The following is a 13214-nucleotide window of genomic DNA, read 5'->3' as shown; positions in this document are numbered from 1 at the left end:
ACCTGTTTCAGAGAGAATAAACATAATTTTTTAATTAATTATCCTTTTTCATTAATGTGCACAAAACTACAAATTAATTATGTAAACGCTTTTAACTATAATTGAATTAGACAAAAAATATTGGACTGTATCAGGAGGTAATTATAGATGGGGAATTGGCTGGACATTGATGAAAAAGTTGTTGTGATTACAGGTGGTAGTTCAGGTATTGGCAGAAAAATCGTTGAATCTTTACTGGAAAATGGAGCGATAGTTTATAATGCTGACATGAAAGATAACCCAATTGATGATAAAGGCTATCATTATTTAGAAACAGACGTGACTCATGAAGAGAATGTTAAAAAATCTGTGGAAAAAATAGTGAATGAACAGAATAGAATAGATGTACTCATTAATAATGCCGGGATTAATCTTCCAAGAGTTTTGGTTGATGTTAAAGGTGAAAAGCCAGAGTATGAAATTAACATGAAAGATCTGGATTTGATGTTCTCGGTCAACTTAAAGGGACCTGTATTATTCAGCAGAGAGGTTTCCAGACAATTTGTTAAGCAACAGCATGGTGTTATTATTAATGTTTCAAGTGAAGCAGGTCAGGAAGGTTCTCAAGGACAGAGTATTTATTCTGCGACTAAAGCTGCTTTAATAGGTTTTACAAGAAGTTGGGCGAAAGAACTGGGCGAACACAATATAAGAGTAGTGGCCATTGCACCTGGGATATTGGAAGAAACAGGTTTAAGAACTCCTGCCTATGAAGAGGCATTGGCTTACTCTAGAAATACGACTGTTGAAGGTTTGAACAGTGACTACTCCAAGTCGATTCCAATTGGTAGAGTTGGAGAATTAACAGAAGTTGCTGACTTGGTTTGTTATCTTGCTTCTAATAAATCAAGCTATATTACAGGCACGACTATAAATATCTCTGGTGGTAAATCAAGAGGATAACTTATAGTTGAATTTCGAATAAAGGAGGGTGCTTCTGTGTTAAATAAAAATCATTTAAAAATAATAGATGTACTCCTTCTAAAAAATATATCCATCCAAGAATTATCTCATAATGTGAATATTTCTGAACGAACTTTAGCAAATTATGTAGGTCAAATTAATGACTCATTTGAAGGTGCGTTTCATATAACTAAGAAACATGGTTATTATGCGATGACAGTGTTTAATAAGAAAAGCTTTATACATGATGTGGAACTTCTTCGTAAGAAAGTTAATGAACATAACGAGGAAACAGAGAAAAGAACAACAGATATTTTTCAAATTTTGATAAAGAATGCTGTAAACACAATTGATGATATTTCAGAAGAATTATATCTGAGTAAGAGCATGGTCCATAATATACTAAATGAAATTAAAAGTATTGTTGAAAAATATAATGTTGAAATTAAGGGCAAACCGAACGTTGGTCTGGTTGTTAAGGGCAGTGAATTCAAGATTCGTAAAATTCTCGTGGAAAACTTCTCTAATCACTATAAAGCCATCTCCTTACCTCATTATTTTTCTGAATATCTTACCGGGATTAAAAAGCAATATAAATTAGATTCTGATACTTATGGAAGGTTGGAAACTTCTCTAAAGGTGACTATAGATCGCTTGAAAAGAGGCTATTATATTGATGAAGATCTGAATGTGGATAATCAGGTATTTCAATCAAAAGATTACCAGCATTTTGAGGACTTCATTTTATATATTAAAAAAGAATTCGAAGTGATTAATCCCCGATATGAAATATTACTGATTGTATTACAATTGCTTGGCAGAAGAGCATCGATCATTGATGAGATTATCGATAAAGATGATGACTCACTCATACAAAGTGTAATTGATAATACAATTGACGACATTAATGACTCCTTCACTATAAAGATAAATGAAGATCTTTTTAGTAAAGACATACGTCTTCACTTGAAATATCTGATTGATCGGTTATTATTCGATGTCAAAGTGAGTAATGAATCTGTAGGTGATGTTCAACAACGTTTTCCTTTTGCATACGAGCTTTCAAAAGTACTGGCGGAAAATATTGAAAAGGAAATAGATATACAGGTGCCGATTAACGAACTGGATTTCTTATCGATCTACTTTAGTATTTTCCTGGATGAGCTTGAACAGAAAATGAGAGATATCAATTCAGTGGCTATAATTACAAACCAAGGTTTAAGTACATCAAAAATTATAAAAATGAATTTGCAGCAAATTCTTAATGATGATGTTGAAATATCAGTTTTTAATTTGGAGGAAGTAGACGAAGAAATAATAAATGCTCATGATTTGATATTATCAACAACTCAGACGAATAGATTGTTCAATAAAGTGATTTATATTGAAGATGTTCTAGACAGGCAATTATTAAAACTCAAAATAGAACAGTTCCTTATTTATAAAGACGTAAATAATATCAAATTGTTCAATCAAAGTATTCTCTTTGATTATTTATCAGAAGAAGATATTTATCATTTTTATGGCAAGAATGGATATTTCGATATTGTTAAAGAGCTTTCAAGTGAATTAGTTAAGGAAAATGAAGTGGATTCAGAATTTGTAGAACGCATCCTCTCAAAAGAGAAAGATAAGCCGACAATTAATAATAGATTGGGATTTCCGCATGCTGTTCATTCACTTGAGAAAATTAATATAAAAATAGCAGTTCTTGATGATTCTTTGGCTGATTACGAAAACCTCAAAATAATCATACTCATGGCTATACCAGAAATGAATGTAAACGAAGCAGTATTGATTCGTCTCTACGAAGAAATTTTATCATTGGCTGCCAACGATTATTTGATGAATACAATTAGCGGAAAAACTGGATTTAAAGAACTGGCACATATTTTAAATCAAGAAATGAGGAAGTAATCATGTTTATAATCATGCTGATTATTATATTAGCTATTGGATTTGGAGTGCAATATTTCTTAGGAATGATCCAAATTAAACATTTCACAAAAAACTACACTGATCTGAGAAGTAAAGGCAAAGTAGTTATTGGCAGAAAGCCAACAATTCTTCAATCAGGTACTTTAGTTCTATTGCAAATTGATAATAAAAATAGGGTTGAAGAAGCAAGATATATGCAAGGCGTTACAGTTTTCAGCAAAATCAAAACTTTAAGCGGCCTCGAAGGAAAAAGAGTCGACAAGCTGGAGAATGATGATTTAACTAAACACAACAGATTATTGAGAAACGCAATTTTAGATGCTAAAAGAACATTTAATATCGTTCAAAGCGGTGGGGAAGTAGAGAAGATACCCTCCCCAATGATGCAGGCAGTCAATAGAGTGAATCGTATGTTCACGAATAAAGGAGGAAAAAAGAATGGATATACTAGTTAATTTAGCGGAAGGATTTATAAATCTATTCCAAACTGGTGCAGATGTCTTCATGGAATGGATGGCTACAATAGTACCGTTGGTTCTAATGTTGCTCATTGCCATGAATACAATTATTCAGCTGATCGGTGAGAACCGAATTAATACAATTGCGCAGAAGTCAGCAAGCAATCCACTTCTAAGATATATGGTTTTGCCGTTCTTGGGTTCATTTATGCTGGCAAATCCGATGGTTCACTCTTTAGGCAGGTTCATGCCGGAAAAGTATAAACCGAGTTATTTCGCATCAGCTGCACAGTTTGCACATACAAGTAATGGTATTTTCCCGCACATCAACCCTGCAGAACTATTTATATTCCTAGGGATTGCGAGTGGTATTCAGCAATTAGGTCTACCGATGACAGATCTGGCTATCAGATATCTATTAGTCGGATTGGTTATGAACTTCATCGGTGGTTGGGTAACAGACTTAACTACAAGTTATGTCGAAAAACAGCAAGGCGTTAAATTAAGCAAAGAAGTGAAATTGGAGAGCTGAGGTGAATAACATGAGTAAAAAAGCAAAAATCATAAAAGGTTCCGGTGGTTTCGGGGGACCACTTGTTATAGGCGTAGAAGGCAAGAAGGATAAGTTAATGTATGTGACTGGGGGTCATAAACCGGACATAGTGGATAAAATTTGTGAAATTACTGGTGCTACTCCAGTAAACGGTTTTGAAACTTCGGTGCCAGAAGATGAAATCATGGCCGCTGTTATAGATTGTGGAGGAACTCTTCGCTGTGGTATTTATCCTAAAAAAGGGCTTCCTACAATAAATATAATGGCAACTGGACAAAGCGGTCCATTGCGCCAATATATTACAGAAGATATTTATGTTTCAAATGTCGATGTCAACCAAGTCAGTGAAGCCGGAGAAGGTGCTGACAATCAAAGCACAGTAGTTGAAGAAGATGTACAGAATGAACCAGTAGAATCTGAATCTGTATATTCCAAAGACAAAAAGATTATGGAAACACGTGCAGAACAATCAAACAAAAGTCTTTTGACTAAAATTGGATTGGGTGCAGGCAAAGTAATCAATACATTCTATCAAGCTGCCAGAGATGCTGTACAAACGATGCTTCACACAGTAATTCCATTCATGGGATTCGTTGCATTATTAATCGGTATCATTCAAGGTTCTGGAGTCGGCGATGCATTTGCCAATGTAATGTCACCGTTAGCTGGTAACATCTGGGGATTGATTATAATTGGTTTTGTTTGTTCTTTACCATTCCTTAGTCCGCTGCTTGGTCCTGGTGGAGTAATTGGACAAGTTCTTGGAACATTAATTGGTGTTGAAATTGGTAAAGGAAACATCCCGCCAAACCTGGCATTACCGGCACTATTTGCAATCAATACACAAAACGCTGCTGACTTCATTCCAGTAGGTTTGGGTCTGGCAGAAGCGGAAACAAAAACTATAGAAGTGGGAGTACCATCTGTACTTTATTCAAGATTCCTGAATGGGGCGCCGAGAGTATTTGTAGCCTGGCTGGCCAGCTTTGGCTTATACGAATAATATAAGGAGTGTTATTAATGATTTATCAAACTAAAATTAAAGGTATAGGCAATGAAGCCGCTGCTTTTGAAACTGAAAAAATGGTTATACTTTTCGGTGATAATGCACCGGAAGAACTTGTGGATTTTTGTTACATTGTTGATATCAATGAAGTGAATGGTGATATTACAGAAGAGAATGTATTAAAAGTTGATGATACTGAATACAAAATCACAAAAGTGGGATCAGCAGTTAGAAAGAATTTAAATGATCTAGGGCATATCACTTTAAAATTTGATGGCAGTGAAAATGCTGAACAATCCGGAACCCTTTATTTAGAAGATAAAGCATTACCGGAGTTTAAAGAAAACAGCATACTGACGATACAATAAATTTAGAGAAGCACTCCTTTTAAGTAATCCTTGAATTAGCATGATCAAGGTATTAAGAGGAGTGCTATTTTAATATTAACTTTCTTAAAATCCTGCCTTCTTACACTTAATCATGATAAATGGCGGATAGTGACTGAGTTTTTCGATTTTTTCTTTGCTATATGATTCAAATACTTCTTTTGTCTGTCCAAGTTCTGTAACATTCTCTACAGTAAATCCATTCTGGATCAGGCCGTTGAAAATTGTACTGAGTGTATGGTGGTATTTATCTACTCTGGCATTCAGGCTACCCCAATACATACTGCGTTCGGATTCATCAAAATAGTGATCGATTTTCAGTTTGGCGTCTTTTATTTTTGTTTCAGGTGTTTTACTTGCAGTGACGATTGGATGTTCCATTGAAAACAAGAGAGTGCCGTCTTCGTTCATAATGTTGGAAAGTTTACGGCATAAGGCATCGAAGTCCTGGAAGTAATGGAATACCAATGAAGAAACGATGACATCAAATTTCTGGATGATATCAATGTCCATAAAGTTTCCCTGGCGGAATTCCGCTTCTTTGAGGCTCTCTTTACTCCTGCAGTAATCAATCATTCGGGCAGAGTGGTCTACTCCTGTAATATGTTGCAGTGTCTGCTTCAGCATATGTTCCATAAGGTGTCCCATGCCGCAGCCGATGTCCAAGACGGATTTGCCTGTAAGGTACGGCAGACTGCGTTTCATTTCGGGCATTTCCACAACTTCGTTGTAACTGAGCGGGTTCTCCCTTAAAACGATATATTTATCGAAGATTTTTTTGTCGTCGTAATTGTTTTTCAAGTACTTGCCCCCCTTGTATGGGTAATATCATATAGTAAAAATGATTTATTGGAAATAAAAGACAAGTGAATGAACCGGATTTAATCTGAAATCCGGGAAACGTGAGATGGCCGGCGTATGAATTCTCCAGTCAGCACAGTACGAAAACAGCCTGATCACTCACTTGAATAATCAGGCTGCGTGTTTCTTTCATCTTAATACTGTCCCAGGTACTCATCCAGTTCCCATTGCGAAACCTGGGAACTGTACATGCTCCATTCGATGCTTTTATTCTCGTGGAATTGCCTGTAGATATGCTTTCCTAAAGCGTCTTTCATCACTTCGTCCGCCCTTAGAGCTTTCAATGCCGTATAGAGTGTCGAAGGGAGGTCTTCCACATTCTCTTTTTGCTTGTCACTCATTTCATAGATGTTTTCATTGACGGGATTCTCGAGTTCCAGCTTATTTTCAATCCCGCTTAATCCCGCTTTCAGTATTAATGCTGATGCGAGGTAGGGGTTTGCTGTCGGATCGAGGGATCTGACTTCTGCCCGTGTTGCCATACCGCGGGAAGGCGGTATTCTGAGCAGCGGTGAGCGGTTGCTGCCGCTCCATGCCACATATTTGGGCGCTTCGAATCCGGACTGCATCCTTTTGTAGGAATTCACGAGCGGATTGCACACAGCCGTAAAGCCTCTGGCATGTTTCAACAGCCCGGCCATGAAGTATCTCATGCACTGGCTGAGTCCGAATTCATCATTTTCATCATAGAAGATATTATTGCCGTCTTTAAACAGGGACACATTGTAATGCATGCCGTTGCCGGGTATGCCATAAAGTGGTTTCGGCATGAATGTCGCGTGCAGCCCGTACTTTCTCGCAATCGTCTTGGCAACCAGCTTGAATGTCTGGATATTATCCGAAGCCGTAACGGCATCACTGTATTTAAAGCTGATTTCATGCTGGCTCGGCGCGCCCTCATGGTGCGACATTTCTACTTCAAACCCCATGTCTTCGAGGGTCAGTGTGATGTCGCGGCGGCAGTCCTCGCCAAAATCAATGGGCTGCATATCAAAGTAACCGCCGGTATCACTCAACTCGGTCGTCGGTCTTCTTTCATCGTCCAGTTTGAAAAGGAAAAATTCCGGTTCCGGTCCCAGCTGCAGCTTGTCGTAGCCCATTTCCTGCATTTCCTTCACTGTTCTTTTCAGGTTTGACCTTGGATCTCCCAGGAAGGGCTCTCCGTCTATACCGTAAACGTCACAGATCAGTCTGCCGATTCTCGCATCATCGGATGACCAGGGGAAGATCACCCACGTACTCAAATCGGGTTTAAGGAACATATCGGATTCTTCCACGCGTGTAAACCCTTCGATGGAGGAGCCATCGAACATCATTTCACCATCCAGGGCTTTGCCGAGCTGTTTTAAGGGTATTTCCACATTTTTAATCGCACCTAAAATATCTGTAAACTGCAGCCTGATATATCTGACATTCTCATCTTCTGCAATTCTTAATATATCTTTCCTCGAATACTCTTTCATTAATTAGACACGCTCCTAAATTTTTCAGAATAAGTCTATTTGCCCTATTCCCCAAAGTATCTACGCAAAACGCAGATATCTTAATTATTCGGGTACGAACACTTCCGATTCACTGTCTTCGGGATAGTAGTACCCATTCGGAATGCTCTGCAGTTCAATCAGGCTGCCCCATGGTGTTTTGAAATAGACGGTCCCGCTGCCTTGGGTATCTTCATATTTGGTGTTTTCGTGTATTTCTGATAAGGGCACTCCGCCCGCGGATTTCAACTTCTCAAATGCCGCTTCCAAATCATCGGTATAAAAAGAGAGATGGGTGTATCCATGGTCCGCAAGATCCAAGGGTTCCGCAGATGATGCATTTTCAAACTGGAACATTTCGATATTCGGTCCGCTGCCGATGACAATCATCCGTTTCTTCACGATTTCAGATCCTTTCGGGATTCCAAGGAACCGCTCGACTTCAGCGCCGCCCCGCGGCGGATCATCCAGTGTCTGGCTGTCATAGGCCACTTTCGCATCCAGTCCTTTCTTGAAGAATGCTGTTGCACTTTCAATGTCGGGAACGGTCAGGCCGATGTGATTCATGCCTCTTACAATACTCATCTTATTCAGCTCCTGATATTCATGTTCTATGGATTATTCCCGCTTTTCCTCCGAATCACGCTATGAAATCAGTATCCATTAAACCTTATCTTAACTGCTTGCATTTTGTAAGTACATGATGTAAGATAAAAACAGTTAAAATATATATTAAATTTAATATAATTAATTTTGATGTAATTTTCGAGGGGGTGCAGACATGGAAGAGAAAGATCCACGCATCAAGGCGTTTACTGTTTTCATCAAATCATCCCAATCGGTTCAGAAACTGATCAAGCAGGATTTTTTGAAGCAGGAAATCAATCTGAACGAGTACGCTGTGATGGAACTGCTTTACCATAAGGGCGATCAGCCGATCCAATCGATCGGGAAAAGGGTGCTTATGGGCAGCGGCAGCATCACTTACGTCATAGACAAGCTTGAGGATAAAGGATTTCTATACAGGAAACCGTGTGAAGCGGATCGCCGCAAGATGTTTGCCTGCATCACGGAGGCGGGTAAAACGTATATGGATACCCGCGTTGGGGAACAGGAGTCATTGATCAATACCATTTTTGACGAGTGGGATGATGATGAAGTGGCAGATGCCATACACCTCCTCAAACGCATCGGCATACATGCAGAGAGTCTATTGAAATAATGCTTGTATCCCAAAGGATACAAGCTTAAAAATAAACTATTATCTCGAATTCGAGATAATTTATAAAATACAAAGGAGTTTTTAAATAATGGCAACTGAACTATTGGGAATCCACCATGTGACGGCAATGACCGATAATGCAATGAGAAACTATGAATTCTTTACGGATGTTCTGGGCATGAGACTGGTTAAGAAGACGGTGAACCAGGATGATATCCACACGTACCATACATTCTTCGCAGACGATGTCGGTTCACCGGGGACGGACATGACATTCTTCGACTTTCCGAACAACCCTAAGGGCGCACCGGGAACGAATTCGATTTCCAGAACAGGACTCAGGGTTCCGGACGATGCGGCACTCGAATACTATAAGGAACGTTTCGAGGAATTTGGTGTGAAGCACCAGGGCATCCAGGAGCTCTTTGGTAAGAAGGTGCTGCCTTTTGAAGAGTCCGACGGACAGAGATATCAATTGTTTTCTGATGAAAACAATGAGGGCGTAGCTCCTGGCAAACCATGGAAGGACGGTCCGGTACCCGAAGATAAGGCAATCTATGGTCTGGGACCGATTGAAATCACGGTAAGCTACTATGAAGATTTCAAAAAAGTGCTCAGTGAAGTATTCGGCATGAAACCGATCCTTGAAGAAGAGAATATCACACTGTTTGAAGTCGGCGCAGGCGGCAACGGCGGCCAGGTCATCCTGAGAAATGATGCAACGGCAGCAGGGCGCCAAGGATACGGTCAGGTCCATCACGTATCATTCAGGGTGAAAGACCATGACGCAATCAAGGAATGGGAAGCGAAATATGATGAAATCGGCATGGGCCATTCCGGCAATGTAGATCGTTTCTATTTCGAAGCACTCTACACACGTGTCGGCCATATCCTGATCGAGGTGTCCACGGACGGGCCGGGATTCATGGATGATGAGCCATATGAAACATTGGGCGAGAGTCTTGCACTGCCCCCATTCCTTGAGCCGAAACGGGAATATATTGAAGCTCAGATCCGTCCGTTCGATACGAAGCGTTCAAAATGATCATAAGGAGAAGTGAAAATGGAAGCAATTAGAAGAATTCACCATATTACCGCAATTGTCGGCGACCCGAATGAAAATCTGAAGTTTTACAGAGATGTGCTGGGACTCAGACTGATCAAGCAGACAGTCAACTTTGATGATCCGGGGGTCTACCACCTCTATTTTTCAAATGACAATGTTACACCGGGAACGGTCATCACATTCTTCCCGTGGTCCAATGAAAATCATGGACGCAAGGGAAGCGGCCAGGTCGGCAGAATCGCTTTCCGGGTCCCAAAAGGCAACCTGTCCCTCTGGAAAGAACATCTGGATGGCCAAAATATTAAATCGGAACTGACCCAGCTCTTTGGTAAAGATACGCTTGAGTTCGATGACATCCATGGACTGGAGCTGGCAATCGTCGAAGGTGAAGAGACTTCGGAAATGGATAAAATACTGGGATTCCATGGCGCAGTGCTGTTGTCCGACAATCCGGAAGGGACAAAAGAACTGCTTACAGGTCAAATGGGATTGAATGAATTGGATATAGAAGGCCAAAACCATCATTTTGAAACTGTGGGCGCGGAAAAACACCACATCATCACAGCCATCCCGCCGCAGCCGGCCGGCAGATTCGGCATCGGCACCGTCCACCATATCGCATGGTCCGTACCGGATATGGATGTGCTTAAAGCGTGGCAGTCGGCACTGAGAGAAGAAGGATTCGAGGTCACCGTAGTAAAAGACAGAAGCTACTTCAATTCGATCTATCTTGGAGAACGGGGAAATGTCGTGTTCGAATTCGCAACAGACGGACCGGGCTTCGAGATAGACGAAGATATGGCCGCACTGGGAACAGCGTTGAAATTACCGGAGCAGTATGAACACAGAAGACCGGAATACGAGCGATTATTGCCGAAACTGGATATATAAGAGGTGGATGCAATGTTGAACTTTTCACCGGAGGACCTGACAGCGAAAGAGAAAAAGAAATTTCTGATCGGTTCCGTGATACCGAGGCCGATTGCGCTGGTATCAACGATGTCGGAGGACGGCGTGGTCAATGTCGCCCCGTTCAGCTACTTCAACATCGTCACCTACAATCCGCCGATGCTGTCGATTGCAGTGCAGCGTGCAGACGGTGCATCTAAAGACACTGCCAGAAACATATTGGGAAATAAAGAAGCCGTCATCCACGTGGTGGATACGGAAAATGTTGAAGCGGCAAATATCACCTCTGCACCGCTTGGGCCGGAGAAAAGCGAATTGGATATATCGGACTTTACTACAGTGGATTCAAAAACTGTGAAAGTCCCCGGTTTGAATGAATCCAAAGTGAGGTTTGAAACGGAACTGTATGACTCGGTCGTCGTCCGTAACGATGATGATGTACCGACAACGGACGTTTTATTGTTAAAAGTGAAACACTATCATATAGATGAAGCGATTTATCAGGACGGTTATATCGATCCGCTGAAGCTGGGCGCAGTCAGCAGACTCGCAGGGAATGATTATGCTGAATTGGGCAGAATGTTTACAGTGGAACGACCGAAATAATTTAATGAATGGAGCGGATAATTGATGGAACATATTTATAACGAAAAGAAAAAAGGGGCGCCGGTATTTGTGCTTCTGCACGGTACAGGCGGTACGGAAAATGATCTGGTTCCGCTCGCGGAATTGCTCAATCCGGAATACAACATTTTAAGTGTCAGAGGGAACGTGCAGGAAAACGGCATGAACAGATACTTCAAACGTCACGGAGAAGGCCAGTATGACTGGGAAGACCTTGAATTCCGGGGAAATGAGCTCTATGACTTCATCACAGAAAAGGCTAATGAGCATGAATTCAAACTGGAAGACGTTGTATTTGTCGGGTTCTCCAACGGTTCTAACATTGCGATACAGATGATGCTCCAGCAGCCGGACAAATTCAAAAAGGCGGCTTTGTTTGCACCACTGTATCCGGCGGATATAGAAGAAAAGCAGGACTTCAGTGATGCGGAAGTATTCCTGTCACTCGGTAAAGGCGACCCGATCGTGCCGGAATCCGAAAGCGAAAGAGTCATCAATCTCTTCAAAGAAAGAGGCGCAGATGTTACGACGGCCTGGGTCAACGGACACAGCCTGACACAGGAAGTCGCAACAGAAGCAAGGAACTGGCTGAACAACTGATTTTGATGCAATGTCGATTACGGCTTAACAGAACAGAAAGTGAGAAAATAATTTAATTATAAAGGAGATTTTTAATATGATTCATTATCTATTAAACGCTTATATTGGAAAAGGTATGATTGATGGTGGCCTTCAGAAAGTGAAAAGCGGAGGTGAAATGGGAGAAGACTTTGAAAACGAATTTAAGGTAGACAGCAAACAGATGCAGATTGCCGGATATTTCGAAACAATCGGTTCAATATTCTTATTCGCCTCATTCCTCGGTAAAACATTTACAAGAATCGGAACATTGATGATCAACGCTGTTCTGGGGATGGCGATCCTGAAGCACTACAAAGCCGGCCACGGTTACGAAGGTAGTAAAAATGCACTAAAATTCTTTGGCTTAAGCACGCTGAGCTTCCTGGAAACATTACGCAAAAAGTAATGAACTGGTTGGATAAATAAAGCTGGGGGCTTATTATTTATCAAAATGATAATAATATGTATGAAAGCGGAGGCTGGTTTTCCAGTCTCCGCTTTGTCTTTATCCGGAATCTTCTTTGGTGAACATATATTGCACCGCATCGGCTGCAATGCTGCCCAGCACAGCGACTGCGAAAATGATTAAAAACTTAGGGTCGGTAAGGTCAGGAAATGGGTTTTCGTATATAAAAGTCGGAATAATACATATCAATGCGACAAAAAGCAAATAAATACATTCTTTTAAAAATTTTTCCTGAAGACTCATTCGTTTTTTCTTTTGTTGCTGTTTTTCCAAAAAACCCAATACAATTACAACAATCATAAAAATCAGGAGTGCTGATATGCTGTTAAATGTTTGAATCGTATTGGTGTAAATTATAAAAGCAAAAAAAGAAAGTAACACCAGATAGCCGTACACTTTAAGCCCCCTTGTACATATATTCCATTATTTGATTCTAAAGCTGTATGCCTGCGTCAGTTCATTATGTATGACGAGTTCATAATTCTCATCTCTCGCAACGGCGCCGTTGATCAGTATATTGATTTCTTCGGTATGGAAATGATGCTGCATCAATATCATTACAATAACGGATACTAACTGCACAATTCCGATAAGCAGCAATGTAAGTTTAATATTCCCAGTTAAAAGCTGACTGATTGAATTCATTGAAATGATCGCTCCTGTTTTGCTGAATGATGGTTG

Annotated in this window: 17 protein-coding genes; 12 read left to right on the top strand and 5 right to left on the bottom strand. The window is 40.5% G+C overall.

What is annotated here, in order from left to right:
* Positions 1 to 147 precede the first annotated feature (147 nt).
* The 6 genes from ACKRAT_RS12970 to ACKRAT_RS12945 are packed head-to-tail and all read left to right on the top strand — an operon-like array spanning position 148 to position 5265.
* The gene (locus tag ACKRAT_RS12970) at positions 148 to 942 is read left to right on the top strand and encodes an SDR family oxidoreductase (protein ID WP_411842798.1); all 795 of its coding nucleotides are present in this window, start codon (positions 148 to 150) and stop codon (positions 940 to 942) included.
* Between the two features lie 36 nt (positions 943 to 978).
* A complete protein-coding gene (locus ACKRAT_RS12965; protein ID WP_411842797.1) occupies positions 979 to 2859 on the top strand; it encodes a BglG family transcription antiterminator in 1881 nt (626 codons plus the stop codon).
* Between the two features lie 2 nt (positions 2860 to 2861).
* A complete protein-coding gene (locus tag ACKRAT_RS12960; protein WP_411842796.1) occupies positions 2862 to 3335 on the top strand; it encodes a transcriptional regulator GutM in 474 nt (157 codons plus the stop codon).
* Complete coding sequence (locus tag ACKRAT_RS12955; protein ID WP_411842795.1) at positions 3319 to 3870, top strand: PTS glucitol/sorbitol transporter subunit IIC; 552 nt, start codon at positions 3319 to 3321, stop codon at positions 3868 to 3870. Before ACKRAT_RS12960 ends, ACKRAT_RS12955 begins: the two co-directional genes overlap by 17 nt.
* A gap of 10 nt (positions 3871 to 3880) precedes the next feature.
* Entirely contained in the window at positions 3881 to 4894 is a 1014-nt protein-coding gene (locus ACKRAT_RS12950; protein WP_411842794.1) for a PTS glucitol/sorbitol transporter subunit IIB, read from the top strand.
* A 17-nt stretch (positions 4895 to 4911) separates the two neighbouring features.
* Positions 4912 to 5265, top strand: coding sequence for a PTS glucitol/sorbitol transporter subunit IIA (locus ACKRAT_RS12945; RefSeq protein WP_411842793.1), 354 nt, complete (start codon positions 4912 to 4914; stop codon positions 5263 to 5265).
* An 84-nt stretch (positions 5266 to 5349) separates the two neighbouring features.
* On the opposite strand, the gene ACKRAT_RS12940 is transcribed toward ACKRAT_RS12945, so the two are convergent.
* The 3 genes from ACKRAT_RS12940 to ACKRAT_RS12930 form a co-directional block, all read right to left on the bottom strand.
* Complete coding sequence (locus ACKRAT_RS12940; RefSeq protein ID WP_411842792.1) at positions 5350 to 6084, bottom strand: class I SAM-dependent methyltransferase; 735 nt, start codon at positions 6082 to 6084, stop codon at positions 5350 to 5352.
* Positions 6085 to 6278: 194 nt separating this feature from the next.
* Positions 6279 to 7607: a type I glutamate--ammonia ligase gene (glnA, locus tag ACKRAT_RS12935; RefSeq protein ID WP_411842791.1), complete on the bottom strand. Its 1329-nt coding sequence runs from the start codon at positions 7605 to 7607 to the stop codon at positions 6279 to 6281.
* Positions 7608 to 7691: 84 nt separating this feature from the next.
* Positions 7692 to 8210, bottom strand: coding sequence for a VOC family protein (locus ACKRAT_RS12930; protein WP_411842790.1), 519 nt, complete (start codon positions 8208 to 8210; stop codon positions 7692 to 7694).
* A 196-nt stretch (positions 8211 to 8406) separates the two neighbouring features.
* On the opposite strand from ACKRAT_RS12930, the gene ACKRAT_RS12925 reads away from it, so the two are divergent.
* The 6 genes from ACKRAT_RS12925 to ACKRAT_RS12900 all read left to right on the top strand — a co-directional run bounded on the left by ACKRAT_RS12925 (position 8407) and on the right by ACKRAT_RS12900 (position 12473).
* Positions 8407 to 8847, top strand: coding sequence for a MarR family winged helix-turn-helix transcriptional regulator (locus tag ACKRAT_RS12925; protein WP_411842789.1), 441 nt, complete (start codon positions 8407 to 8409; stop codon positions 8845 to 8847).
* An 88-nt stretch (positions 8848 to 8935) separates the two neighbouring features.
* Complete coding sequence (gene mhqE / locus ACKRAT_RS12920; protein ID WP_411842788.1) at positions 8936 to 9892, top strand: ring-cleaving dioxygenase MhqE; 957 nt, start codon at positions 8936 to 8938, stop codon at positions 9890 to 9892.
* An 18-nt stretch (positions 9893 to 9910) separates the two neighbouring features.
* On the top strand, positions 9911 to 10804 hold the full coding sequence (locus ACKRAT_RS12915; RefSeq protein ID WP_411842787.1) for a VOC family protein: 894 nt from the start codon (positions 9911 to 9913) through the stop codon (positions 10802 to 10804).
* 12 nt (positions 10805 to 10816) lie between these two features.
* Entirely contained in the window at positions 10817 to 11428 is a 612-nt protein-coding gene (locus ACKRAT_RS12910) for a flavin reductase family protein (protein WP_411842786.1), read from the top strand.
* A gap of 24 nt (positions 11429 to 11452) precedes the next feature.
* The gene (locus ACKRAT_RS12905) at positions 11453 to 12046 is read left to right on the top strand and encodes an alpha/beta hydrolase (protein WP_411842785.1); all 594 of its coding nucleotides are present in this window, start codon (positions 11453 to 11455) and stop codon (positions 12044 to 12046) included.
* Positions 12047 to 12122: 76 nt separating this feature from the next.
* Entirely contained in the window at positions 12123 to 12473 is a 351-nt protein-coding gene (locus ACKRAT_RS12900) for a hypothetical protein (RefSeq protein WP_411842784.1), read from the top strand.
* A 99-nt stretch (positions 12474 to 12572) separates the two neighbouring features.
* On the opposite strand, the gene ACKRAT_RS12895 is transcribed toward ACKRAT_RS12900, so the two are convergent.
* Positions 12573 to 12929 (bottom strand): hypothetical protein, encoded by a 357-nt coding sequence (locus tag ACKRAT_RS12895; protein ID WP_411842783.1) that lies wholly within the window; start codon positions 12927 to 12929, stop codon positions 12573 to 12575.
* A 27-nt stretch (positions 12930 to 12956) separates the two neighbouring features.
* A complete protein-coding gene (locus ACKRAT_RS12890; RefSeq protein WP_411842782.1) occupies positions 12957 to 13178 on the bottom strand; it encodes a hypothetical protein in 222 nt (73 codons plus the stop codon).
* Positions 13179 to 13214 lie beyond the last annotated feature (36 nt).

The sequence above is a fragment of the Salinicoccus sp. HZC-1 genome (genome assembly GCF_046736035.1).
Taxonomy (GTDB): Bacteria; Bacillota; Bacilli; order Staphylococcales; family Salinicoccaceae; genus Salinicoccus.
The sequence above is the reverse complement of the archived record's forward strand: the minus strand, read 5'-3'. Positions and strand labels throughout refer to the sequence as shown.